This window comes from Croceibacterium mercuriale, assembly GCF_000802385.1.
In the GTDB taxonomy this organism is placed as follows: Bacteria; Pseudomonadota; Alphaproteobacteria; order Sphingomonadales; family Sphingomonadaceae; genus Croceibacterium; species Croceibacterium mercuriale.
Map to the genome: position 1 here is coordinate 890,710 of NZ_JTDN01000001.1, position 25,196 is coordinate 915,905.

A 25,196-nucleotide genomic window follows, 5' to 3' on the forward strand; every position below is an offset into this window, starting at 1 on the left:
GCGCTTCCGCCAGCATGTTCATCGCTCCCGCGGTTCTTGAACGTTCAGTCCCGCTTCCCGTACTTCGGGTTAAGGGCAACTCAGTCTATCGTATGCGCGATGCGGGCCTTGCGTGACTGCAAGGCGCGCCGCGCTTCCTCGATCGCGCTGAAGGACCCGCCGGAGCTTCACCTGCTGACGCCGGACGTCGCCACGCTGTTCTTCCACATGGACTTCGTGCAGCCGGATGGTCGCCGGTGGCCGGACTGCAGCAGGCGCTGCTCCTTGTCGTGGTTCGATCGGCGGGTGAGTGGAAGATCGTTGCCGGGCAGCTGACGACCCGGCCTAGGCCGCCTTTGCTTCCTTCTTCGCAGCCTTGCGGACGATCGCGCTCAGGCCCTTGGTCAGCTGGTACAGGCCGTTCAGCCGGCTTTGCGGGTCGCCCCATGCGCGATTGATCACCAGCTTGTTGTCCGGGCGCAGCTTGGCCGTGCCCTGCAGCCGTTCGACATAGCCGATCAGCGCCAGGGGATCGGGGAAGCTGTCATTGTGGAACGACACCAGCGTGCCCCGCGCGCCGACGTCGATCTTGGACACGCAGGCGGTGATTGCCTGGTGCTTGATCTCGATCAGCTTGACCAGATTTGCGGTCGCGGGTGGCAGGGGGCCAAAGCGGTCGATCATCTCGGCCGCCATCGCCTCGATCTCGCGACCTTCCTTGGCATCGTTCAGGCGGCGGTACAGCGCCATGCGCACCGCCAGGTCGGGCACGTAATCTTCCGGGATCATGATCGGCGCATCGACGGTGATCTGCGGGCTGAGCCCGTCCGTCGACGAACGGCCGATCCCGGCCTCGCCCGCCTTGGCCGACAGGATCGCATCCTCCAGCATGGACTGGTACAGTTCGAAGCCGACCTCCTTGATATGGCCGGACTGTTCGTCCCCCAGCAGGTTCCCGGCGCCGCGAATGTCGAGGTCGTGACTGGCCAGCTGGAACCCGGCGCCCAGACTGTCGAGGTCGCCCAGCACCTTCAGGCGCTTCTCCGCCACGCCGGACAGTTGGTTGTCCTTGTCATAGGTCAGGTAGGCGTAGGCGCGCAGCTTGGCCCGGCCCACCCGGCCGCGCAGCTGGTAGAGCTGCGCCAGTCCGAAGCGATCCGCACGGTGGATGATGATCGTGTTGGCGGACGGAATGTCGATCCCGCTTTCCACGATCGTGGTGGACAGCAGCACCTGGTACTTGCCTTCGTAGAAGGCGCTCATGCGCTCCTCCACCTCGGTCGGGGCCATCTGGCCGTGGGCGGAGACGAACTTTATCTCCGGCGCATAGTCGCGCATCCACTGCTCCAGCCGCTCCATGTCGGCGATGCGCGGCACCACGACGAAGCTCTGCCCGCCGCGGTGATGCTCGCGGATCAGGGCCTCGCGGATCACGATGTCGTCCCATTCCATCACATAGGTGCGCACCGCCAGCCGGTCGACCGGGGGCGTCTGGATGGTGGACAGTTCGCGCAAGCCGCTCATCGCCATCTGCAGCGTGCGGGGGATCGGAGTGGCGGTCAGCGTCAGCACGTGCACGTCGGCGCGCAGCTGCTTCAGCTTTTCCTTGTGGGTGACGCCGAACCGCTGTTCCTCGTCCACGATCACCAGGCCCAGATTCTTGAAGCTGGTGGTCTTGGACAGGATCGCATGGGTGCCGATCACGATGTCCATCGTGCCGTCGGCCAGCCCGTCGCGCGTCTCCTTCTGCTCCTTGGCGGTGACCAGCCGGCTCAGCCGGCCGACCTTCAGCGGGAAGCCGGTGAACCGTTCGGAGAAGTTCTTGTAATGCTGCCGGGCGAGCAGGGTGGTGGGCGCGACCATCACGACCTGCTGCCCCTGCATCGCGGCGACAAAGGCGGCGCGCAGCGCCACCTCCGTCTTGCCGAAGCCGACATCGCCGCAGACCAGCCGGTCCATTGGCCGGCCTTCGGCCAGATCGCTCAGCACGTCGGAGATGGCGCGCTCCTGATCCTCGGTTTCCTCCCAGGGGAAGCGGTCGAGGAACTGGCGCCAGCTGGTCTCCTCCGGCTCCAGCACCGGGGCACGGCGCAAGGCGCGGGCGGCGGCGGTCTGCATCAGCTCGCCGGCGATCGCCTGGATCCGCTCCTTCAGCCGGGCCCGGCGCCTCTGCCAGGCTTCACCGCCCAGACGGTCCAGCGCGACGGCTTCCTCGCTGCTGCCATAGCGGGTCAGGACTTCCAGGTTCTCGACCGGGATGAACAGCTTGTCGCCGCCGGCATATTCCAGCTGCACGCAATCATGCTTGCTGTCGCCGACAGAGATCGGATGGAGCCCGACATAGCGGCCGATACCATGGTCCAGATGCACCACCAGGTCGCCCTGGTTCAGTGCGGACAGCTCCGCCAGGAAGGCGTCGGCGTCCTTGCGCTTCTTGCGGCGGCGGACCAGCCGGTCGCCCAGCAGATCCTGCTCGGTGATCAGCTCCAGCTCGTCATTGGCGAAGCCGGTGTCGAGCGGCAGCACCATCGCCACCGGCTGCCCCTTGGCAGACAGGCCGAGGGCATCCTGCCAGCTGCTGGCGATCTTGGTACGGGTGCCGGCTTCCTCGATAATGGAGGTGATGCGGCTGAGAGATCCGGTGGAGTAGGCGGCCAGCAGCGGGCGACGGCCGGTCTTGGCGACGGCCTTCAGGTGCGCGGCGGCGGCTTCGTAGACATTGCTGCCCTGGCCACGTTCCGGCGTGAAGTCGCGGGCGGAGCGGAAGCCGAAATCCACGACGCGGTCGCTTTCCGGCTCCGCGAAGATCGACACGCGGTGGACCGGCCAGCCTTCAACGGCGCGGGCCAGCTCGTCCCGGTCGAGATAGAGCGCGGTCTGTGGCAGGGGGCGGTAGGCACCGGTGGCCGGGCCGGAGCTTTCGGCGCGTTGCCGGTGGTAATCGTCGATGTCGCCCAGCCGTTCGTCACCCGCGGTCAGGGCGGCGGTCTCCACCGCGATCAGGTCGTTCTTGCCCAGATGGTCGAACAGGGTGGCCAGCTTGTCCTCGAACAGGGGCAGCCAGTGTTCCATGCCCGCCAGCCGACGCCCGTCGCTGACCGCCTGGTACAGCGGATCCTGCGTGGCATGGGCGGCGAACATGTCGCGATACCGGGTACGGAACCGCTTAATGGTGTCGTCATCCAGCAATGCCTCGCTGGCGGGCAGCAGCAGATGGCCTTCGACCGTCTTCGTGGTGCGCTGTGTCGCCGGATCGAACAGGCGCAGCGATTCCAGTTCGTCATCGAAGAAGTCGAGCCGCAGGCCTTCGTCCAGGCCGCTGGGAAAGATGTCGAAGATCGATCCGCGGACCGCAAACTCGCCGGTATCGACCACCGTATCGACCCGGCTGTATCCCTGCCGCCGCAGCAGCGCGGTCAGGCTCTCGTGGCCGATGCGCAGACCCGGCTTCAGCTCGCGCACGGCCTCCCGGATGCGGAAGGGGGTGAGCACGCGCTGCAGCACCGCATTGATCGTGGTGACGAGCAACTGCCCGTCGCTGCTGTCGCGCTGCAGCTGGTGCAGGGCGGACAGGCGCCGGCTGCTGACCGACAGGGCCGGGCTGGCGCGATCATATGGCAGGCAGTCCCATGCCGGAAACTCGATCACCTGCAACTCGGGCGCGAACCAGCCGGTCGCGTCGGTGATGGCGCGCATCGCCTGGTCGTCCGGCGCGATGAACACGGCGCGGCCGCCTTGCGCCTTCGCGCTGCGGGCGAGATCGGCCAGCACCAGCGGCTGCGCACCGCGGGGCAGGGAGGCCAGGGTGAGCGGCCGGGCGGCCTTCAGGATACGGGAAAGGTCAGGCATGCGGTTCGTTCAAGCGTGCAGCGACAGCCAGGTTCCTCAGATGGTGACGTAATCGAGCTTGCGGAACGCCGTCATCTGCGCCCCTTCGAATGCCGCCGGCACCGCCTGCGTCCCCAGCGCCCAGGCCATGATGTCCACGTCGTCTTCCTCCAGCACCGTTTCGAACCAGACGAGCTCCGCCTCGGCCCATTCCGCGTGGTAGCGGTCAAAGAAGCCGCCGATCATGTAATCCGCCTCGCGCGTGCCGCGGTGCCAGGCACGGAACCTGGCCCGGGCAAGGCGGGCCTTGAAGATGTCGTTCATGCAGGTGCGCCTAGCAGGTCGAGGGCGCCTGGTCACGCCCGGACGGCACGCAGTTCAGGGGCGAAATTGACACTCCTGACAGTGTTCACGGTGTGCCATCCGGGTCGTGCAAACCTTTGAATATCGGCCAGAAGCTTTCTGCCTGTCGTGAGTGCGTAAGCCAGCGGGGGCCGTGTAGGAAAGCGGTGTGACCTTGCCGCCAATGGCCGGCATGATCCAAAGCGCTTGCCCATCGGGCCGCCGGGCAGGCAAAGGCGGGTCTGCCATGCGCCCCGATTTGCTCAATCCCCTGTTTGCCGAGATCGAAGGCCTGGACGGTGTCGGCCCCAAGCTGAAGAAGCCGCTGGAACGGCTGGGCCTGGCGCGGGTGCGGGACGTTGCCTATCACCTGCCGGAACGTTTCGTCAGCCGCCGCGCCGTGCCGGACCTGGATGCGGCGGGTGTGGGCGAGCAGATCGTGGTCGCGCTGACCGTGACCGAGCATCGCGGCAGCCCCAGCCCGCGTGCACCGTTCCGCATCCTGGCGCAGGATGCGATCGGCAACGTCATCGCGCTCACCTGGTTCGGCAAGGCCGCCTTCAGCGCGCGCAAGGCGCTGCCGATCGGGGAACGACGGTGGGTGGCCGGGCGGCTGGACCAGTATGGCCAGATGCTGCAGATCGTGCATCCGGATCACATCGCCGAAAGCAGCGAGAGCGCAACGGCCCGGCAGATGGAGCCGATCTATCGTCTGGCGGAAGGGCTGACGCAGCCGCGCATTGCCGGCTTCGCGGAACAGGCGCTGGCCCGCTGCCCCGATCTGCCCGAATGGATCGAGCCCGGCGTGCTGGACCGGGCCGGCTGGCCCGCATGGCGCGAGGCGCTCGCCGCGGCCCATCGGGAAGAGAATGCCGGCGCCCGCGACCGGCTGGCCTATGACGAGCTGCTGGCCAATGCGCTGGCGCTGCTGCTGGTTCGGGCGGACAATCGTCGTCGCCGGGGGCAGGCGCTGGCGGGCGACGGGCGGCTGACGGACACGCTGCAGCTGCCGTTCCCGCTGACCGGCGCGCAGGTGCGATCGGTGGCGGAGATCGCCGGGGACATGGCGCAGGAATCGCCGATGCTGCGCCTGCTGCAGGGCGATGTGGGCGCGGGCAAAACGGTGGTGGCGCTGCTGTCCATGCTGGGTGCGGTGGAGAGCGGCGCCCAGGCAGCGATGCTGGCGCCGACAGAGATCCTGGCGCGCCAGCATTACGAGACGCTGCGCCGGATGGCGGCGCCGACGGGTGCGACGGTTGCGCTGCTGACCGGGCGCGACAAGGGCCGTCAGCGCGAAAGCATCCTGATGGGGCTGCTGGACGGCACGATCGACATCCTGGTCGGCACGCATGCCATCTTTCAGGACACGGTGAACTACCGCAATCTGGGACTGGTGGTGATCGACGAACAGCACCGCTTCGGTGTGGGGCAGCGGTTGCTGCTCACGCAGAAGGGCCGCCGCACGCCGCACGTGCTGGCGATGACCGCCACGCCGATCCCGCGCACGCTGGTGCTGGCGCAATATGGCGAGATGGACGTGAGCCGCCTCGACGAACTGCCACCCGGACGGCAGCCGATCGACACGCGGGTGGTCGCGCTGGACCGCCTGAGCGACGTGGTCGACGGCGTGGCGCGGCATCTGGAGGCGGGCGCGCAGGCCTACTGGGTGTGCCCGATGGTGCGCGACGAGGGCGAGAACGACGATCTGGCCGCAGCCGAGGCCCGGTATGCATCGCTGAAGGAGCGGTTCGGCGATGCGGTCGAGCTGGTTCACGGGCAGCTGCGGCCGGAGGAGAAGGATGCCGCCATGGAGCGCTTCGCCAGCGGACGGGCAAAGCTGCTGGTGGCGACCACGGTGATCGAGGTCGGCGTGGACGTGCCCAGTTCCACCCTCATGGTCATCGAGCAGGCCGAACGGTTCGGCCTGGCCCAGCTGCACCAGTTGCGCGGGCGGGTGGGGCGGGGCACCGGCAAGAGTACCTGTCTGCTGCTGCGCGGCGACGCCTTGTCGGAGGTCGGGCGCGAGCGGCTGGCGCTGATGCGCGAGACGCAGGACGGGTTCCGCCTGGCGGAAGAGGACCTGCGGCTGCGTGGGGGCGGCGAGATCTTGGGCACGCGGCAATCGGGGGAGGAGGCGTTCCGTATCGCCACCCTGGAACAGACCAGTCGCATGGGGCAGATGGCGCAGGACGATGCGCGGCTGCTGCTGGAACGTGATGGTGGCCTGACCGGATCACGCGGCGCGGCCGCCCGCATCCTGCTGTATCTGCTGGAACGCGACTGGGGCGTGCAGCTGCTCCGCGGCGGCTGAACGGCTCGGCCCGGCGGCCCGCTGGAACGGACCGTCCGTCTGCCCGGTTGACTTGCCGCGGGTTGATGGGATGCGCCACCACCCATGCCGCCGCTGCGACTATCCGGAGAATGCCTTTTGTCCCTGCGCCTGTTGACCCAGCTGCTCGCCGTCCTGCTCGTCTTGCTGCCGGCGCATGCTTACGCGCAGGACGCGGACGCCGCGGCAGAGGAGGCGGTGGCGGCGATTGCCGATCCGTATGACCGGCTGACGCCGCGCTCTTCCGTCACCGCCCTGCTCAACGCATTGGGGGAGGGCGACTACAACCGGGCGGCGCAATATCTGACGGTACCGCTGGAGACCGATGCGCAACGTGCGCGCGCCTCCACCCTGACGCAGCGACTGCGCACCCTGCTGGATAGCGGCGGCACGTTGCAGCCCTTCGGCAACCTGTCCAACGATCCGACCGGCCGCACCGACGACGGACTGGCGCTGGAGCAGGAGCAGGTCGGCAGCGTGCCGATCGGCGGCAATCAGGTGCCGATCGTGCTGGTCCGTTCCGCCGTGGAAGAGGGCGGCACGGTGCAGGTCTGGCGGGTGGCGCCGGAGGTGGTGGCGCAGCTCGCCACGCGGGAGGTCGCCCAGGTCGCGGCCGAGGCGGCACCATCCGAGGACGGCTTCATGCTGGCAGGCGCACCCCTGGCGGACTGGGCGCTGCTGATCGGGGCCGCCCTGGCATTGTTCGGCGGGCTCTACGTCATCGCCCGGTTGCTGCTGACGGTTGCCAAGCGGGTCATCAGCGAACCGCAGACCAGCTTGCTGTATCGCGCGCTCAACGCTGCGCTACCGCCAGTGAGTCTGCTGGTGGCGGGCGGCATGTTCTATGTCTGGGCGGAGCAGCTGCCGGCCTCCATCGTCGCGCGGCAACTGCTGCTGCGCTATACCGGCGTGGTCGCGCTGATCGCGCTGGTGTGGTTCGGGCTGCGACTGGTCAACGCGGTGTCGGACCTGACCATTGCCCGGATGCAGCGGCACGAACGGCGGCAGGTCATCTCCGTCGTCTCGTTGCTGCGGCGGGTGGTCAAGATCATCCTGCTCGCCTTCGTGTTCATCGCCGTGCTGGACACGTTCGGCATCGACGTCACCACCGGTGTGGCCGCGCTGGGTATCGGCGGTATCGCGCTGGCGCTGGGTGCGCAGAAGACGGTGGAGAACCTGGTCGGCAGCGTGACGGTGATCGTCGACAAGCCGGCACAGGTGGGCGACTTCGTGAAGGTCGGCACGGTCGTCGGCACGGTGGAGGATGTCGGCATCCGCTCCACCCGCATCCGCACCAATGACCGCACGATCGTCACCATCCCCAACGGCGACCTGTCATCGCAGCAGATCGAGAACTACTCCGTCCGCGAACGATTCCTGTTCAATCCGCTGATCGGCATCGAATACGGCCTGCCCGCGGCCAAGGTGCGCGAAGCGGTCCAGATCGTCGCCGAAGTGCTGGAGGCACACGAGAAGGTGGCGGAAGGCTCCCGCGCCCGGCTGAAGGATTTCGGCGCCAGCTCCCTCGACATCGAGGTGTTCTCCTACATCGACGTGCCCGATTTTGCCGAAAGCCTGATCCATCGGGAGGAGTTGCTGCTCACCATTCTGGAGCGGTTCGAGAATGCCGGTATCGGCATCGCCTTTCCGACGCGGACCATCGTGTTCGGCAACGACCTGCCGGTGGCGAAATCGGGCGGCGGGGGCGATCCGGCCGATCCGGCCAATGATGGCTGAGCCAATTAGGGGCGGTGGGGCGCGGCCCCCTTCCGCTCCGCCACAAAGCTGCTAGATCGCCGCGTCTCCCTTCGCCGCAAAGAAGCCCGCTCTTGATCCTGTCCCCTTTCGAATGGACCATTGCCAAACGCTACATGCTGCCGGGGCGCGGCGAGGCGGTGATCGCGCTGGTGGCGTCGATCTCCATCGGCGTGGTCATGCTGTCGGTCGCCATGCTGGTGGTGGTGATGAGCGTGATGAACGGCTTCCGGGCGGAGCTGCTGGACAAGATCGTCGGCCTGAATGGCCACGCCATCATCCAGGCCTATGGCGGGCGGCTGGATGATTGGGAGACGGTGCTGCGCGATGTGCGGGCCACCCCGGGGGTGACCGACGCCAGCCCGCTGATCGAGCAGCCACTGCTGGCGACCTTCAACGGCCGGGTCGAGGCCGTGCTGGTGCGTGGCAACACGCAGGAAGACATCGGCGCGCTGAGCAACAGCGTGGTGGCCGGCAACATCGCCACGATCCAGCCGGGGGCGGACAATGTCGCCATCGGATCGCGCCTGGCCATGAACCTGGGCGTGCGGGTGGGCGACGTGATCACCATCATCAACCCGCAGGGCCGCTCCACCCCGTTCGGCACCGTGCCGCGGCAGGTCGGCTATACCATCACCAGCATCTTCGAGATCGGCGTCTACGATTACGATCAGGCCTTCGTCGTCATGCCGATCTCGCAGGCGCAGACCTTGCTGCTGACCGGCGATTCCATCGGCATGATCGAGGTCACGACCGAGGATGCCGACCGTGTGGGCGAGATCCTGGCACCGCTGACGGAGCAGCTGACAGGCCGCGCCGTGGTGCAGGACTGGCGCACCATCAACGGCACCCTGTTCGAGGCGCTGCAGGTGGAACGCGTGGCGATGTTCTTCGCACTGTCGATCATCGTGCTGGTGGCGGCGTTCAACATCCTGTCCAGCCTGGTGATGCTGGTCCGGTCCAAGACGCGCGACATCGCGATCCTGCGGACCATGGGCGCGACCCGCAATTCGTTGCTGAAGATCTTCGTGACCACGGGTTCCGCAGTCGGCGCAATCGGCACGCTGGCGGGCCTGGCGCTCGGCTTCACGGTGCTGCTGTTCCGCCAGCCGATCGTGCGCGGGATCGAGGCGATCACCGGGCAGAACCTGTGGGATCCGCAGATCCGCTTCCTGACGCAGCTACCCGCCCGGACCGACCCGTTCGAGGTGCTGATGATCTGCGGCATGGCCATGGGGCTCAGCTTCCTCGCCACCCTGTATCCCGCCTATCGCGCCGCGGGCACCGACCCGGTGGAGGTGCTGCGTTATGAGTAATCCTGTGGTCCTGCTGGAAAACCTCGCCCGCTCCTTCGAACAGGGCGGTGTGCGGATCGATGTGCTGAAGGGCGTGAACCTCCAGATCGCGCCGGGTGAGATCGTCGCGCTGCTCGGCCCGTCCGGCTCGGGCAAGTCGACGCTGTTGCAGGCGGTCGGCCTGCTGGAAGGCGGGTTCGGCGGGCGGATCGCCATTGCCGGCACCGACGCCAGCGGGCTGGATGCCGCCGGTCGCACCACCATGCGCCGCAACCATCTGGGCTTCGTGTACCAGTTCCACCACCTGCTGCCCGACTTCACCGCGCTGGAGAATGTCCTGTTGCCGCAGCTGGTGTCCGGCATCGCCCGGCCGGTCGGTGAGGAGCGGGCGCGCGAGCTGCTGACCGCGCTGGGCCTGGAACATCGGCTGGATCATCGGCCGAGCCAGCTTTCGGGCGGCGAGCAGCAGCGCGTGGCCGTGGCCCGTGCGCTGGCCAACCGGCCGCAGCTGGTGCTGGCGGACGAGCCGACCGGCAATCTGGACGAGCATACGGCAGACCGGGTGCTGGCGCAGTTCCTGGAACTGGTGCGCGGCACCGGCAGCGCGGCATTGATCGCGACCCACAATGAACGCCTGGCGGCACGCATGGACCGGGTGGTCCGGCTGCACGACGGCGTGCTCACCTGAACCCATTCGAAAGGCGACACACGATGACCCACAATCCCGGCACCATCCAGGGTGAAAGCTCCGGCCCGCTGGGCTTCGACTGGCAGACGCACGCGTCCATCCACCTGGCGGGCGGCGGCGGCATCCTGGAAGGCTTCGCCGGGCTGCATCGCGGCACGCTGGCGCAGATGGTCGCCATGATCCGCAACATGCCGGAGGACGAGCGTGCCCAGTACGTGATCTATCACGCGGGCGACCATATCCTGACCGTGCCGGAGATCATGGCGCTGGCCGGGCGGCCCGACTTCCCGCGCATCTGAACCGGCAAAACCGGCCGACGCCCCTATGCCACGGGCGCGGCCATGCCTATCAAGGGCTTATGCACGCCAGTTTCGTTCCCCTTCGCGTCTTCTCCTCCTATTCCATGCTGGAAGGGGCGATCGAGCCGAAGAACATCGCCAAGCTGGCCAAGGCCAATGGCTTCCCCGCCATTGCCCTGTGCGATCGCAACGGGCTCTATGCCGCCAGCGCCTTTGCCGCCGCCTGCAAGGGCGACGGCGTGCAGCCGATCGTCGGCGCGCTGCTGGGTGTGGTGCGCGATGGCGAGGACACGATCGACCACCTGCCGTTGCTGGTGCAGGACGAGGCCGGTTGGCAGAACCTGTGCCATCTGGTCAGCCAGGCGCATCTGCATCGCCCGCTGGAACAGGAGCCGCATGTCACCCTGGCCGATCTTGCCGGGCGCACCGATGGCCTGATCGCCCTGACCGGCGCCAGCGAAGGCGGCGTGACCCGGCTGCTGGCGGCGAACCGGCCCAATCAGGCCGAAGCGTTGCTGCTGCGGCTGGCGCAGCTGTTCCCCGGGCGCCTGTATGTCGAGCTGGCGCGGCGCGGCGATGCCACCGAGGATGGGGCGGAGGAGGGGCTGATTGAGCTGGCCTATGCCCACGATCTGCCGCTGGTGGCCACGAACCCCGCCAATTTCGCAGAGGCGCACATGCACAAGGCGCATGATGCCATGCTGTGCATCGCCCATTCCAGCCAGATCGACAGCACCGACCGGCCGCGATCCATGGCGGAGGCCTGGGTGAAGAATGCCGAGACGATGGCGGACCTGTTCTCCGACCTGCCCGAGGCGGTCGAGAACACGCTGGTGGTGGCGCAACGCTGCGCCTTCGCGCCACCGCGCCGCAAGCCGATCCTGCCCAGCCTGGCCGGCGATATCGAAGGCGAGGCGCGGATGCTGGCCGAGGATGCGAAAGCCGGTCTCGCCGCCCGCCTGGCCGGATACGAGACGCTGACGGATGACGACCGCCGCATCTATGCCGAGCGGCTGGACTTCGAGGTGGGGGTCATCTCCCGCATGGGGTTCCCCGGCTATTTCCTGATCGTCGCCGACTTCATCAAGTGGGCGAAGGGGCAGGGCATCCCGGTCGGTCCGGGCCGTGGTTCGGGTGCGGGATCGCTGGTCGCATGGTCGCTGACCATCACCGACCTTGATCCGATCCGGTTGGGGCTGCTGTTCGAACGCTTCCTGAACCCGGAACGCGTGTCGATGCCCGACTTCGACATCGACTTCTGCGAAACGCGGCGGGGCGAGGTGATCCGCTACGTCCAGGCCAAGTACGGCCATGACCACGTCGCGCAGATCATCACCTTCGGCAAGCTGAAGGCGCGCGCCGCGCTGCGCGATTGCGGCCGCATCCTGCAGATGAGTTACGGCAAGGTCGATCGCCTGACCAAGATGGTCCCCAACCATCCGACCGATCCGTGGACGCTGGAGCGGTCCTTGAACGGCGTGCTGGAGTTCCGTCGCGAGTTCGACAACGACAACGAAACCAAGCGCCTGATCAACCTGGCCATGCTGCTGGAGGGATTCCCGCGCAACTCGTCCACCCATGCTGCCGGCGTGGTGATCGGCGACCGGCCGCTGGCGCAGCTGGTGCCGCTGTATCGTGATCCGCGATCGGACATGCCGGTCACCCAGTTCGACATGAAGTGGGTTGAGGATACGGGCCTCGTCAAGTTCGATTTCCTGGGCCTGAAGACTCTGTCGGTGCTGCAGCGGGCAGTGGACCTGCTGGCGCGGCGCGGCATTACCATCGACCTCGCCACCCTGCCGTGGGACGATGACGATGTGTTCGCCCTGCTGAAGCGCGGCGACACGGTAGGCGTGTTCCAGCTGGAATCCGAAGGCATGCGGCGCACGCTGACCGCGGTGAAGCCGACCCGGTTCGAGGACATCATCGCGCTGGTCTCGCTGTACCGGCCGGGGCCAATGGACAACATCCCGCTGTTCGGCAAGCGCAAGGGCGGCGAAGCGCCGATCGAGTATCCGCATGCCAAGCTGGAGGGTATCCTGGCGGAGACCTACGGCATCTTCGTCTATCAGGAACAGGTGATGCAGGCGGCGCAGATCCTGGCCGGCTACTCCCTGGGCGATGCCGACCTGCTGCGCCGGGCCATGGGCAAGAAGATCCAGGCAGAAATGGACGTGCAGCGCGCCCGGTTCGTCGATGGATGCCTGACGGTCAGCGGGATCGAGAAGAAGAAGGCGAACGAGCTGTTCGACCTGATCGACAAGTTTGCAGGATACGGTTTCAACAAGTCGCACGCGGCTGCCTATGCGCTGCTGTCGTACCAGACGGCGTGGCTGAAGACGCATTATCCGGAGGAGTTCTACGCCGCCTCCATGTGCTTCGACATGCACCAATCCGAAAAGCTGGCGGTGTTCGTGGACGACATGCGCCGGGCCGGGCTGACCCTGCTGGGGCCGGATATCAATGCCAGCGAGGCGGAGTTCACCGTGGAGCAGACCGGCGACGGGCTGGCGGTCCGCTATGCCCTGGCCGGCATCCGCAATGTCGGCGAGAAGGCGATGGACGCGATCGTGGCGGAGCGGCAGGCGCATGGGCGCTTCGCCGATCTGGAGGACTGCTTCCGCCGCATGCCGCCCGGCTGCATGAACCGGCGCCAGCTGGAGGGACTGGCCGCGGCCGGCGCGTTCGACGGTCTGGAGCCGAACCGGGCCAAGGTGCTGGCCAATGCCGACATGCTGCTGGCGGTGGCCGACCATGCCAGCCGCGAACGTGCCAGCGGGCAAGTCGGGCTGTTCGGCGGTGACGATCATGTGGAACCCGCATTGCGGCTGGTCGACGCACCGGTCTGGCCGCGGGCGGAGCAGATGGCGGCGGAGCGGGACAATTTCGGCTTCTTCTTCGCCGCTCATCCGGTGCAGCAGTTCCGCGCCGTCGCCTCGGCGCAAGGGGCGCGCTCCTACGGCTCGATCATCGGGGAAGGCGTGGCGGGCGGTCGCCGCAATGCGGTGATGGCGGCGCTGGTGGAGAATGTCAGCAAGGGGCGCACGCGCAAGGGCGGGGCGTTCATCCGGGCCGAGTTCTCCGACGCGACCGGACAGTTCAGCGCCGCCTGTTTCGAGGAGGCGCTGGTCGAGCCGTTCGAGCGGTGGGCTGGGGACGACATCTGCGTGCTGCTGCAGGTCGAGCTCGACAGCCCCAGCCCGGACGAGCCGCCCCGTATTACCGTGCGTGGTGCCCGCCCGTTGAGCGAGGTGACCGGCAGCGTACGCATGCTGCTGACCCTAGACGTCGAGAACCAGAGCGCGTTGCAGATCCTGCGCGAAACCTTGCAGCCGGGCGACAAGGGGCGTGGCGAGGTGGTCGCCACGCTGCGGATCGGCGACGGCACGCGTGATCCGGTGGTATGCCTGGGCCGGGACTTCGCGCTGGACGGCGAGATGGTGGAGCGCCTGGCCGAGGTGCCGGGCCTGTCGTCCGTCACGCTGAAGCCGCAGGGCGCCGGGCGGCAGGGTCGCGAGATGAAAGGCCGCCTGCGCCTGGTGGCCTGATCGCCGGCGCTGCGGAGCGCCAGTGTCGCAGATGCAAGAAGGGCCGGGGGATCGCTCCCCCGGCCCTTCTTTCGTCAGGCGACGGTCTTAGCGGCCGGAGCCGGGACCGTAGCTGATTTCCACGCGGCGGTTCTGCAGTTCGCGGACGCCATCGGCGGTCGGAACGCGCAGGTTGGTTTCGCCGAACGCTTCGGCGGTGATGCGCGCTGCGGGAACGCCACGACCGGTCAGGAAGGTGCGCACGCTTTCGTTACGACGACCGGCGAGGCGGACGTTGTACTGCGTCGGGCCCGACGTGTCGGTGTAACCTGCCAGCATGATCGGCACATTGGCGCAATTGCCATATGCGGTCACGGCGCTGTTCAGGACGCTCGCAGCCTCCGGCGTGATCGTCGAGCTGTTCCAGTCGAAGAACACCACATACGGCCCACGGTTGCACTGCGCGACCGGCGGAGGCGGCGGGGGCGGCGGCGGGGGAGGAGGCGGTGGCGGCGGCGGCGGGGGCGGCGGAGCAGGCTCGGACCCGCCCAGGTTGAACAGCAGCGTGGCGAGGACCGAGTGGGTCGTCAGCTGCGCTTCCACGTCACGACCGATCGTGTCGGTGTAGCTGAGGTCGGCGGTGCGGAAGTAGCGATACTTCACGCCCAGATCGACCCGATCGTTGATCGGCAGGCGCAGCATGGCCAGACCCTGATAGGCAAGGGCTGCGTCATCCTGCGCATTGATGAACCCGCGCGTGCCGGTTTCCGCTGCGATGCGGGCGTCGGCGCGTGCGATGCCGATACCGCCACCGAACGACACGCCGATGCCATCTTCGCCGCCGATATCGGCCAGCGCGTTGACCATGGCAGTCACGACTTCCATCTTGCCGTCGGTTTCGAACGTACCGCCCGACAGGCCGGAGCCGGTCACGGGCAGGCCGTTGCGGCCGCCGGCGGCAATCAGGGTGTCGATGCCGAAGTTCTTGTAGGTGCCTTCGACCTCGATACGGCCGACGCCGGCATCATAGCCCAGGACCACGCCGGCTTCCCAGCCGGTGTCCGCAGGCTGCGCACGGATCGTCGGCGCGTCCCCGGCGCCGTTGGGAGAAACCAGGGAAGAGGGGCCCTGCAGCCGGAAGTTGAAATCCTCCGGCGCGACCACGCCGCCTTCCAGTCCGACATAGGCCTGACCGTCGCGTGCGACAGCCGGCATGGCCACGACGGCCCCGGCCGTCGCAAGCCCGAATAGCAGCTTGTTCATGTTCTTGTTTCCCCTTCCAGCGAGTGGCGCCAGCGCCCCCAGACGAATTGCCCATCTTCCACAAGCCCGATCAGGCGTGCAGAATATGCGCCCAACGCAAGTCAGACATCCTTGTTCCTGCGTCAAGCGTCAGTGGATGCGGCCTGTGTCCAATTCATCACAGCAGCTGGCGCTGCGCCGGTGCCTCCGGCCAATCGGCGGGGATCGCGAACCGGGCGCAGTCGAGCACAAACCGCTCCGGCTGCAATCCTGCACGGCGGCACGCGGTCCGGAACCGGGCCTGCAGCAGCTCGGCCCAGACGCCTTGCGGCCGCATTCGCGTGAAGAAGGCAGGATCATTGTCGCGCCCGCCGCGCATGGAGCGCACGATGTTCATGACCTTCGCCGCGCGGTCGGGAAAGTGCACCGCCAGCCATTCGCGGAACAGCGGCGCCACTTCGTGCGGCAGCCGCACCGGGATGTAACCGACGGAGATGATGCCAATTTCCGCGATCCGGGCGATGATCGCCTCCAGCCCGTCATCGGTGATCGCGGGGATGATCGGCGAGATCGCGCAATGCACCGGCACACCCGCCGCCCGCAGCTGTTCCAGTGCCGTCAGACGACGCATCGGGGTCGGCGCGCGTGGTTCCAGCAGCGTCGCCAGGCGCGGGTCCAGCGTTGTGACCGAAATTGAGACAGCCACCAATTGCCGGTCGGCAAGGTGGCGCAGCAGATCGAGGTCGGCCAGAATGCGGTCGCTCTTGGTGGTCACGGTTACCGGATGGTTCGCTTCCAGACACACCTGCAACAAGGCCCGGCTGAGCCGCCAGTCATGCTCGATCGGCTGATAGGGATCGGTGTTGGTGCCCATGGCGATCGGCTGGGGAACGTAGCCGGGCCGGGCAAGCGCCTGACGCAGCAGTCGCGCCGCGTCCGGCTTGGCGAACAGCTGCGTTTCGAAGTCCAGCCCCGGCGACAGGTCGTGATAGGCATGGGTGGGCCGGGCGAAGCAGTAGATACAGCCGTGCTCACAGCCGCGGTAGGCGTTGACCGACCGATCGAAGCCGATGTCCGGCGACGTGTTGAAGCTCAGGATCGAGCGGGCATGTTCCTCCGTGACGGTGGTGCGCAGCTTGACCGGCGGGCCGTCCAGCGTTGCCACATGGTCGCGCCAGTCCCCGTCCGTGCTGCGTTGCTGCGCGTCGAAGCGGGAGGAGAGCGCCCCTGACTGCGCCCCGCGTGCGTGGACCCTGGATGGTGCATCGTGATCCATGATGCGGAACATACAGGGAACATGGATCCGGAACAAGCGGCACGGTCATTGCCGGTCCAGGAATGTGCCGTCTCCTGCACGAGTGACGTTGTCACATTCACCACGATCTTCTAGGCGCTGGCGCCACCATGGCGTCCATCCTCCTGCCTCTGCTGTTCGGCCTTGCCGCCAGTGCCGCCACCTTGCTGGGCGGTCTGCTGGCCCTGCGGCTGGAAGGGCGGGCCTCGCTGGTGCTGGGACTGGCGGCTGGCGTGGTGCTTGGCGTGGCGGTGTTCGACCTCATCCCCGAGGCGATAGAGCTGGGCGCGGGCGTGCATGATGTGCATGCCCTGTTCGCCTGTGTCGGGCTGGGGATCGCGGCCTACCTGCTGCTGCACCAGTTGCCGGCGGGCACGGCGCCCAAGACGGTTGCGTGGCAGGCCCATCTGGGACCGGCCAGCCTGACGCTGCACAGCTTCATCGACGGGGTGATGATCGGCATCGCCTTCCAGGTGTCGCACGATGTCGGCTGGCTGGTGGCCGCGGCGGTGCTGACGCATGATCTGGCGGACGGGATCAACACGGTCAGCCTGTCGTTGGCCCGATCCGGCCCGCGTCTTGCCCGGCGCTGGCTGCTGATCAACGGAGCCGCCCCGCTGACCGGCACGATGGTCGGCCTGCTGCTGCAGGTTTCCCCTGCCGACATGGCCCTGCTGCTGGCGCTGTTCGGCGGCGTGTTCCTGTATATCGGCGCATGCGAGCTGGTGCCGCGCAGCCATGCCCGCGATCCCCGGCTGCGGGTGACCCTGGCAACCCTGGCCGGGATGGGTGTCATGTACCTGCTGGTAGACGTGGCTCACGGCTGAGCAGGCCGCGCCCTGCTTGCGTCAGCGTTCCTGCAGGCGCGGCATGAGTTCCACGAAGTTGCAAGGCCGGTTACGGCTGTCCAGCTGTTCGGCCAGGATCCCGTCCCACCCGTCCTTCACCGCGCCGTTCGATCCGGGCAGCGCGAAGATGTAGGTGCCGCGGGCGACCACGGCCAGTGCGCGGCTCTGCACGGTGCTGGTGCCGATCGTCTGGTAGCTGATCCAGCGGAACAGTTCCCCGAACCCGGGGATCTCCTTGTCGGCCACGCGGCCCAGTGCCTCCGGCGTGATGTCGCGCCCGGTCAGGCCCGTGCCGCCGGTGCTGACCACCGCATCCACCAGCGGATCATCGATCCAGCCTTCCAGCCGGGTCATGATCGCGTTGACGTCGTCCCGCTCGATCGCGCGGGCGACCAGCTGGTGGCCGGCACCCGTGACCCGCGCCGCCAGGATGTCGCCGGACGTATCGGTGTCGGCATCGCGGGTGTCGGACACGGTCAGCACGGCGATGTTCAGCGGGCGGAACTCGCGGGTCTCGTCGATCGCCATCAGGGTTGTCCTCCTGCGGAAAGGTAGACGCGGCCATCGGCCTGCGGGAAAGCGGGCCAGGCGTTCTGCGCCAGGCTGATCCGGCTGGGCGAGGCGTCGGCGCTCGCCTGCCGCTCGTACATCCAGTAGTTGCGGGTCACGATGGCGACATAGCCGCGCGTTTCCCAGTAGGGGATCGACTCCATGTACAGCAGCGGATCGCCCTGATCGTTGATCTCGCTGTTCCAGCGGGTGATCGGGGTCAGCCCGGCATTGTAGGCGGCCATGATCTTGGGCAGGGCGCCGCCGGTTGCCGGATTGTCGCGCAGCATGGCCAGGTTCTGCTGCCCGAACGCCAGATTGACTGCCGGATCGAAGATGTTCACCCGCGATGCGTCGAAGCCCAGCCGGGGCGCATGCTGCCGCACGGTGATGGGCGTGATCTGCATCAGCCCCTGCGCCTGCGCGGGACTGACCGCACTGGCGCGGAAGTTCGATTCCTGCAGCGTATGGGCAAAGGCGAGCGCGGGATCCACCTGCCAGCCGTTCAGCGGCACCCAGCGGGGGGCGGGGTAATGCCCGGCCGGATCGCTGCGGCCGCCGGGCGGCGCGTTGTAGGCCATGTAGAGCTGCGTCGATGGCAAACCCAGGTCACGCGCTAGGCGCGACAGCGGCGCATAGTCGCCCGCGTCGCCGATCCGCGCCTGATGCAGCAGCACCTTGCTGGCGAGGTCGTCCTGCCCGATCTCCATCAGCGCGATGGCCACGCGCACGTTTTCGTGCCGGCCGACATTCTGCCAGTCCGCAGCGGAGAAGTCGGCCCCGGCGACCCGCGCGGGCAGGGCGGTGCCGAGCTGTTCGGCGGCGAGCATGCCATACAGCGTTTCGTCTGCCAGCGCCGCGCCGCGCAGCAGTTCGGCGCTCTTCTGCGGCTGACGACAGCGCAGCGCGGCGCGCGCGCCCCAATATTGCGCGGCCGAACGCAGTTCCGGGTTGTGGGCATAATAGGCCGCCCGCTCGAACGCGTCGCCGGCCCCGGCGCAGTCGCCCAGCCGCCAGGCGGCGAGGCCGGCGGTCCACTCGCCCTCGCCGACCCAGGCACCTTCGCCGGCCGATACCGTGCGGGCCAGTGCCAGCGCCTCGGCATCGCGGTTCTCGATGTAGTAGCTCCACGCCACCCGCTGGCGCCATTCCGCGCGGGCCCCCGGGCTGAGCAAGGCGTCCACACCGTCGAGCAGGGCACGCCCGCCATCGGGATCGTCGTTGCGGATCCGTTCCAGGATGGCGGCGCTGATTTCTGCCGGCATGGTGCCGTCATTGACCGGGGACGGCTGGATCCGCTTGGGGATGCCGCCCTGCGACTGGAACTGCTGCGCCATCGGCAGGCCCGGCAGCGTGGTGGCACCGCGCGTCAGCGCCAGCCGGCCTAGCTGCTCCGCCTGCGGCAGGTTCTGGCCACGCGAGAGCCACGCCTGGATCGCCGGCAGCTCCACCCGCGGGCTCCCCGCGACAGTGTAGAGCTGTGCCAGCGCCATCCAGTGCAGCACGCCGTCGCCGCGCTGTGCCAGCAGCCCTTGCGCCCCGGCCCAGTCCTGCCGGTCGATCGCGGCGAACACCGCACGGTAGTACTCGCGATCGGCCGCGGTCAGCTGCGCCGGGATCTGGGTCGCCGACAGGTCGGCCCGGCCGGTATAATAGTCAAAGGTGGTGCGCGCCTGCGCCGCCGTGCCGGCCAAGGCCGCGGCTGCGATGCCGGCAAGGATGGTCCTGATCATGCGTCCCCGTTCGTCCAGTCGAGCAGCGCGCGCCAGAGCTGCGCGCGCAATTGCCAGCGCGCCAGCAGCGCATCGGGCGCAAAGCTGGCGAGCACGGGCTTGTCCATGCCAACAGCAGACAGAGCATGAATGCCGGGAGCCGCTTGCGCCGGATCGTGCCCCAGCAGCGGCAGGATGTCTGCCGCGCCCAGTACCAGCAGCTTCTGCGGCTGCGCCAGCGCGACATGGTGCTGCAGCACGGCGTCCATGCCGCCCTCCCGCAGGGCGGCCCAGTCGGGCAGCGCCTGGTGGGATGGCAGAGCGCTGGCGATGTAGAGCTGGTCTTCCCCCACGCCCAGGGCGCGGGCGATGCCGCCGACCAGCCGGCCGTGCGACGCCGACAGCAGCTCGGCCTCGTCCTCGCTCTCCGGCATGGCCAGCAGCACCATCAGGGCCGCACCGGACACCCCGCGCGGGGGCAGCCGTCTGCCGGCGAAGGGCAGGCTCGGTTCGTTCAGCCACCACTCGGCAAAGCCGGGCAGGTCGGTCGGCCAGCTGGCAGGATCGCCGCCCAGCCGTGGCGCAGGTGGTTCCTCCGGCACGGGTACAGGTGGCAGGGCCGTGCGCGCCTGCGCCGCCTTGTCTTCCGGCGGGGCCAGCCAGTCCTGCGGGACATCGTGAAACGTCTGCGTCACGCCGGCCGCCCGCCACCAGTCCAGTACGGCAGCAATCCGTTCCGTCGGGCTCAGCGGAGCTTTGGCTGGGGCAACATCATCCATTCAGGCCCTCTCTTGACCTTGCCGGGGGGAGCGATCAAGTCCGCGTGATGAACGAAGATAGCACGCTAGTGGACGGGATCGAGCGCGAGACGATGCCGGTGGACGTGGTGATCGTCGGCGCAGGGCCCGCCGGGCTGGCCGCCGCGATCCGTCTGAAGCAGATCGACACGGATCTGGAAGTCGTCGTGCTGGAAAAAGGCAGCGAGGTCGGCGCGCATATCCTGTCCGGTGCGGTGATCGATCCGCGCGCTCTGGACGAGCTGCTGCCCGACTGGCGCGAGAGCTGCCCGCTGGCGGAGGTGCCGGTCACCAGCAACCACCACTGGGTGCTGTCCCGCACCGGCAAGTACGAAATGCCGCACCTGCTGCTGCCGCCGCTGATGAGCAATGACGGCAACTACACCGGCAGCCTCGCCAACCTGACCCGCTGGCTGGCGGAGCAGGCCGAGGCTTTGGGCGTGCAGGTGTTCCCCGGCTTCCCGGCGGCGGAGCTGATGTTCGACGATGCCGGTGCGGTGATCGGAGTCATCACTCAGGACATGGGCGTGGGCCGCGATGGCAAGCCCAAGGACGATTACCAGCCGGGCATGGGCATCATCGCCAAGCAGGTTCTGATCGGCGAGGGCGTGCGCGGCAGCCTGGCCAAGCGCCTTAAGGCCCGCTTCGCGCTGGACGCCGAGTGCCAGCCGCAGGTCTATGGCCTGGGCGTGAAGGAATTGTGGGACGTCGATCCCGCGAAGCACGCGCCGGGCAAGGTGGTCCACACGCAGGGCTGGCCCTTGTCGGAGCATGACAAGGCGTGGGGCGGCGGCTTCGTGTATCACCAGGCGAACGGTCAGGTGGCGCTCGGCTTCGTTACCGCGCTGGATTACGCCAATCCGTACATCAGCCCGTTTCAGGAATTCCAGCGCTGGAAGCAGCATCCGGCGATCCGCAGCCTGCTGGAAGGCGGCAAGCGCGTCTCCTATGGCGCGCGGGCGATCAATGAAGGCGGCTGGCAGAGCGTGCCGAAGCTGGCGTTCCCCGGCGGCATGCTGATCGGCTGCTCCGCCGGGTTCGTGAACGTGCCACGGATCAAGGGTACACACACGGCGATGAAGAGCGGCATGCTGGCTGCCGAAGCCGCCGCCGCGAGCATCGCCGCGGGCGAGGAGAACGTGCAGCTCGACAGCTATGACGCCGCCGTGCGATCCAGCTGGATCGCGGAGGAGTTGAAGGAGGTGCAGAACGCGCAGCCGCTGGTCGCGAAGCTGGGCGGAACGATCGGCACGGTGGTTGCCGGCGCCGACATGTGGCTGCGCACCGCCGGCATCAGGCTGGGCGCGCTGGGCCACCATCCCGACCACGCGGCAACGCTGCCGGCGCGCATGTTCCGGCCGATTGCCTATCCGAAGCCCGACGGCGTGATCAGTTTCGACCGGCTGTCATCGGTGTTCCTGTCCGGCACCAATCACGAGGAAGACCAGCCCAGCCATCTGCGGCTGACCGACCCGACATTGCCGGAACGGGTCAACTGGCCGATCTATGCCGGGCCGGAGCAGTTCTACTGCCCTGCGGGCGTGTACGAATATGCCGGGGTGGAAGAGGGTGAGCCGGAACTGGTGATCAACGCGCAGAACTGCGTCCATTGCAAGACCTGCGACATCAAGGATCCGCGCCAGAACATCGAATGGGTCACGCCCGAAGGTGGCGGCGGGCCCAACTATCCGAACATGTGAGAGGCAGGCGGAGGCGCCGGACGATCAGTCCGGCTGCTCCTCCTGCCCGGCGACGGTGATGTCCTTGCCCAGCAGGTCGCGGACATAGATGCGCTGCACGAACAGGAACAGCACGATTGTCAGCGGCGCCGCCAGCAGCACGCCCAGACCGCCGAACAGCACGCCGGCGCCGAACACGGCGAATAGCAGCACCGCGGGTGGCACGTTCACCGCCTGCTTCTGGATCATCGGCTGCAGGAAATTGCCCTGCAATTGTTGGATCACCAGGAACAGTCCGACTGTCCACAATGCCGCCATCGGCGAAACGGTGAAGGCGAGCAGCACGGCGGGAATGCCGGCCAGTACCGGGCCGACCAGCGGGATCACGTCCAGCAGGCCGGCGATCAGGCCCAGTCCGCCTGACGCCGGGACCCCCAGCAGGGCAAGCCCGGCCCAGGTCAGCGTGCCGACCAGGATGGACGACACCGCCTGTCCCAGCATCCAGCCGCGCAGCCCGTTGCCGCAATCGTCCAGGAACTCGCGGGCCGGCTCCTCGGCCCGGCGCGGCATCAGCAGCACCAGTCCGCGACGATGCAGGCCGGGGTCGGCGGCGATGAAAATAGCCGCCACGAACACCAGCACGAAGTCCGTCAGCCCGCTGCCCACCGCCAGCGCATAACTGCCCAGGCGACTGGCGATGGAGGAAACATCCTGCGATCCCTGTTCCAGCAGACCTGTCAGCGTGCCGCCATAGCCCATCCGCTGCAGCAAGCCCTCGATCTGCTCCAGCGCGGGCGGGATGGAGTCGCGGATCGTGTTCACTTCCTGCGCAAATTGCGCACCGAACAGCACGAACGCGCCGATGAACACCGCCAGCAGGACGAGGACCGCGATCGCCAGCCTCAGGCCGCGGGACTTCAGACCGGTCAGCCGCCCGACGCCCTCTGCCATGGCATCGAAGATACAGGCGAGCACGACGGCGGCGAAGACCAGCAGCAGGAACTGCGACAGGCTCACCAGCAGCCACGCGACCCCGATCACGGCCATGATCGCCACCGCCACGGTGACGATGCGGCCAACGGTCCAGGGCCCGCCACCCTGCCGCGCCTGCGGCACGGCAGGCGTCTCCTCGATGCTCATCCTTGCAGTCCCCCCGTTTGCCCGCTGCGTGTCAGGTAACCTTCTTGTAGATCGTGAAGCCGAGCACGAACAGCACCGCAGCAATGATCACGGCAATCCAGAAGAAGATCTGCGCCACGTCCCATGCCGCGCCCGCCAGTCCGCCAAACCCGAGAATGCCGAGCACGGCGGCGATAACGGCGAAGATGACGGCAAGTCTGATCATGCGGGTATATCCTGTTGTCGATTTTGGCCGATAACGATGCTGCATTGCACAATGTTCCGTCCTGCTTTGTCGATCATCTGGCAATCGTGGCACCGGCCGCTAAGGCACGGGGAATGAGCATGACCGTGACCGCCTATGCCAAGATCAACCTGGCCCTGCATGTGCGACACAGGCGGGCGGACGGATATCACGAGCTGGAGACGCTGTTCGCCTTCGTCGATGCAGGCGACCGGCTGACGGTGCGCGCGGCGGCGCAGGATAGCCTGCATGTGACGGGCGAGTTCGCCCCGGCGCTGGACGATTCGTTCGGCAACATCGTGATGCAGGCACTGGGCGCGCTGCCCCGTGCCGGCGGCCTGGCAGTGCTGCTGGAGAAGAACCTGCCGGTGGCGGCGGGGCTGGGCGGGGGATCGGCCGATGCCGGCGCGCTGTTCCGGGCGGTGCGGGACATGTCCGGCCTGCCGGATAGCTGGCCGGTCCGCGCCGGCCGGCTGGGCGCGGATGTGCCCGCCTGTGTCGACAGCATCACCTGCATCGGCCGCGGTACCGGCACCGAGCTGCACCCGATCGACAGCGATCTTGGCGGTACCCCGGTGTTGCTGGTCAACCCCCGGCTACCATTGCCCACCGGGCCGGTCTTCGCCGGGTGGGACGGGCAGGATCGCGGCCCGCTGCCCGACGGCGTGGCATCCGCCATCGCACTGGCCGGGCGCAACGATCTGGAGGCGCCGGCCATTGCGCTGTGCCCCGCGATCGCCGACGTGCTTGCTGCGCTGCAGGGGACCGATCCCTGGCTGGCGCGAATGAGCGGGTCGGGCGCGACCTGTTTCGCGCTTTACCGCACGCCTGCCGAGCGGGACGCGGCCGCCGCGCACATCGCGGCGCAGCAGCCCGGCTGGTGGCACCTGGCAGGTGCGCTGCGATGAACGTCTGGCGCACCATCGGCCACCCGCAGCCCGGCGGCATCGTCGCCATCTGCGACCATGCCAGCAATCAGGTGCCGCCCGGCTACGACCTGGGCGTGCCGCAAGCGGTGCTGGACGATCACATGGGCTGGGACATCGGCGCGGCCGGCGTGACGGAGCATCTGGCGGCCGATCATGCCATCCCCGGCTTTCTCGCCTGTGTCAGCCGGCTGGTGATCGACCTGCATCGGGAAGAGGACTCGGCCGGACTGATCCCCGAAGTGAGCGACGGTTTCGCGATCCGCGGCAACAAGTCGGGCAGCGGCAATCCGGATCGCGCAAAGCGCATCGCCACGCTGCACCGCCCCTACCATGCGGCCCTGGCGGAGTGGCTGGACGCGGCCCGGCCGGCGCTGATCCTGGCGATCCATTCCTTCACCCCGCGCCTCGCCAGTGCAGGGGCGGAGCGGCCGTGGCATGTGGGACTGCTCTACAATCAGGATGCCCGGGCGGCGCGCCATGCGATCGAACTGTTCGGCGCCGAGGACGGAATGATGGTGGGCGACAACGAGCCTTACTCCGGCCTGCTGCTCAATGCGACGCAGAACCGCCATGCGGAGGCTCATGGCCGGCCATACTGCGCGATAGAACTGCGCAACGACCTGATCCGCGACACCGCCGGCCGGCGGGACTGGGCCGCCCGCATCGCCCATGTCGCAGGGGAAGTCGCCCGACGGCTGGGCTGAGGGGCACCAGACCTTCGCCGGTCCCAAGATTTTGCCC

20 protein-coding genes are annotated in these 25,196 nt (G+C 67.9%); 11 read left to right on the plus strand and 9 right to left on the minus strand.

What is annotated here, in order from left to right; translation table 11 throughout:
- The first annotated feature begins 108 nt into the window (after window positions 1–108).
- Window positions 109–315: a hypothetical protein gene (locus PK98_RS04045; protein ID WP_152608529.1), complete on the plus strand. Its 207-nt coding sequence runs from the start codon at window positions 109–111 to the stop codon at window positions 313–315.
- Between the two features lie 9 nt (window positions 316–324).
- Here the strand turns inward: PK98_RS04045 and mfd are convergent, their stop codons facing one another.
- Window positions 325–3,828, minus strand: coding sequence for a transcription-repair coupling factor (gene mfd, locus PK98_RS04050; RefSeq protein ID WP_039094473.1), 3,504 nt, complete (start codon window positions 3,826–3,828; stop codon window positions 325–327).
- A 36-nt stretch (window positions 3,829–3,864) separates the two neighbouring features.
- Window positions 3,865–4,131 carry an FAD assembly factor SdhE gene (locus PK98_RS04055; RefSeq protein WP_039094475.1) on the minus strand — a complete coding sequence of 89 codons (267 nt, stop codon included), beginning with the start codon at window positions 4,129–4,131 and terminating at the stop codon, window positions 3,865–3,867.
- A gap of 265 nt (window positions 4,132–4,396) precedes the next feature.
- Between PK98_RS04055 and recG the strand changes: the two genes are divergently transcribed.
- The 6 genes from recG (at window position 4,397) to dnaE (ending at window position 14,063) form a co-directional block, all read left to right on the plus strand.
- Complete coding sequence (gene recG / locus PK98_RS04060) at window positions 4,397–6,460, plus strand: ATP-dependent DNA helicase RecG (protein ID WP_039094477.1); 2,064 nt, start codon at window positions 4,397–4,399, stop codon at window positions 6,458–6,460.
- A gap of 117 nt (window positions 6,461–6,577) precedes the next feature.
- Window positions 6,578–8,215: a mechanosensitive ion channel family protein gene (locus PK98_RS04065; RefSeq protein ID WP_200884968.1), complete on the plus strand. Its 1,638-nt coding sequence runs from the start codon at window positions 6,578–6,580 to the stop codon at window positions 8,213–8,215.
- 92 nt (window positions 8,216–8,307) lie between these two features.
- A complete protein-coding gene (locus PK98_RS04070; RefSeq protein WP_039094479.1) occupies window positions 8,308–9,549 on the plus strand; it encodes a lipoprotein-releasing ABC transporter permease subunit in 1,242 nt (413 codons plus the stop codon).
- Window positions 9,542–10,216, plus strand: coding sequence for an ABC transporter ATP-binding protein (locus PK98_RS04075; RefSeq protein WP_039094481.1), 675 nt, complete (start codon window positions 9,542–9,544; stop codon window positions 10,214–10,216). The genes PK98_RS04070 and PK98_RS04075 overlap by 8 nt, the downstream gene beginning before the upstream one ends.
- A gap of 23 nt (window positions 10,217–10,239) precedes the next feature.
- The gene (locus PK98_RS04080) at window positions 10,240–10,515 is read left to right on the plus strand and encodes a hypothetical protein (protein WP_039094483.1); all 276 of its coding nucleotides are present in this window, start codon (window positions 10,240–10,242) and stop codon (window positions 10,513–10,515) included.
- A 59-nt stretch (window positions 10,516–10,574) separates the two neighbouring features.
- The gene (gene dnaE / locus PK98_RS04085) at window positions 10,575–14,063 is read left to right on the plus strand and encodes a DNA polymerase III subunit alpha (protein WP_039094485.1); all 3,489 of its coding nucleotides are present in this window, start codon (window positions 10,575–10,577) and stop codon (window positions 14,061–14,063) included.
- An 87-nt stretch (window positions 14,064–14,150) separates the two neighbouring features.
- Here the strand turns inward: dnaE and PK98_RS04090 are convergent, their stop codons facing one another.
- Together PK98_RS04090 and PK98_RS04095 are read right to left on the minus strand one after the other, a co-directional pair.
- Window positions 14,151–15,305, minus strand: coding sequence for an OmpA family protein (locus PK98_RS04090; RefSeq protein ID WP_039094487.1), 1,155 nt, complete (start codon window positions 15,303–15,305; stop codon window positions 14,151–14,153).
- A gap of 157 nt (window positions 15,306–15,462) precedes the next feature.
- A complete protein-coding gene (locus PK98_RS04095) occupies window positions 15,463–16,572 on the minus strand; it encodes a PA0069 family radical SAM protein (RefSeq protein WP_235425391.1) in 1,110 nt (369 codons plus the stop codon).
- A 116-nt stretch (window positions 16,573–16,688) separates the two neighbouring features.
- On the opposite strand from PK98_RS04095, the gene PK98_RS04100 reads away from it, so the two are divergent.
- On the plus strand, window positions 16,689–17,405 hold the full coding sequence (locus PK98_RS04100; RefSeq protein ID WP_052208006.1) for a ZIP family metal transporter: 717 nt from the start codon (window positions 16,689–16,691) through the stop codon (window positions 17,403–17,405).
- A 21-nt stretch (window positions 17,406–17,426) separates the two neighbouring features.
- Here PK98_RS04100 and moaB read toward each other — a convergent pair whose 3' ends face one another.
- From moaB to PK98_RS04115, 3 genes are read right to left on the minus strand one after another with little or no spacing between them, the layout of a single operon-like run.
- On the minus strand, window positions 17,427–17,954 hold the full coding sequence (gene moaB, locus PK98_RS04105) for a molybdenum cofactor biosynthesis protein B (RefSeq protein ID WP_039094489.1): 528 nt from the start codon (window positions 17,952–17,954) through the stop codon (window positions 17,427–17,429).
- A complete protein-coding gene (locus tag PK98_RS04110) occupies window positions 17,954–19,708 on the minus strand; it encodes a transglycosylase SLT domain-containing protein (protein WP_039094491.1) in 1,755 nt (584 codons plus the stop codon). Before PK98_RS04110 ends, moaB begins: the two co-directional genes overlap by 1 nt.
- Window positions 19,705–20,466 (minus strand): uracil-DNA glycosylase family protein, encoded by a 762-nt coding sequence (locus tag PK98_RS04115; protein WP_039094493.1) that lies wholly within the window; start codon window positions 20,464–20,466, stop codon window positions 19,705–19,707. The genes PK98_RS04110 and PK98_RS04115 overlap by 4 nt, the downstream gene beginning before the upstream one ends.
- Before the next feature lie 47 nt (window positions 20,467–20,513).
- Here PK98_RS04115 and PK98_RS04120 point away from each other — a divergent pair, with 47 nt between their 5' ends.
- Window positions 20,514–22,184 carry an electron transfer flavoprotein-ubiquinone oxidoreductase gene (locus PK98_RS04120; protein ID WP_039094495.1) on the plus strand — a complete coding sequence of 557 codons (1,671 nt, stop codon included), beginning with the start codon at window positions 20,514–20,516 and terminating at the stop codon, window positions 22,182–22,184.
- Window positions 22,185–22,208: 24 nt separating this feature from the next.
- Here PK98_RS04120 and PK98_RS04125 read toward each other — a convergent pair whose 3' ends face one another.
- Both PK98_RS04125 and PK98_RS16245 read right to left on the minus strand, forming a co-directional pair.
- Window positions 22,209–23,303: an AI-2E family transporter gene (locus PK98_RS04125; protein ID WP_052208008.1), complete on the minus strand. Its 1,095-nt coding sequence runs from the start codon at window positions 23,301–23,303 to the stop codon at window positions 22,209–22,211.
- 31 nt (window positions 23,304–23,334) lie between these two features.
- A complete protein-coding gene (locus PK98_RS16245) occupies window positions 23,335–23,508 on the minus strand; it encodes a DUF1328 domain-containing protein (RefSeq protein ID WP_039094497.1) in 174 nt (57 codons plus the stop codon).
- Window positions 23,509–23,621: 113 nt separating this feature from the next.
- On the opposite strand from PK98_RS16245, the gene PK98_RS04135 reads away from it, so the two are divergent.
- Window positions 23,622–24,434, plus strand: a complete 813-nt coding sequence (locus PK98_RS04135; protein ID WP_039094499.1) for a 4-(cytidine 5'-diphospho)-2-C-methyl-D-erythritol kinase — start codon at window positions 23,622–23,624, stop codon at window positions 24,432–24,434.
- The gene (locus PK98_RS04140) at window positions 24,431–25,159 is read left to right on the plus strand and encodes an N-formylglutamate amidohydrolase (protein ID WP_039094500.1); all 729 of its coding nucleotides are present in this window, start codon (window positions 24,431–24,433) and stop codon (window positions 25,157–25,159) included. The genes PK98_RS04135 and PK98_RS04140 overlap by 4 nt, the downstream gene beginning before the upstream one ends.
- The last annotated feature ends 37 nt before the right edge of the window (window positions 25,160–25,196 follow it).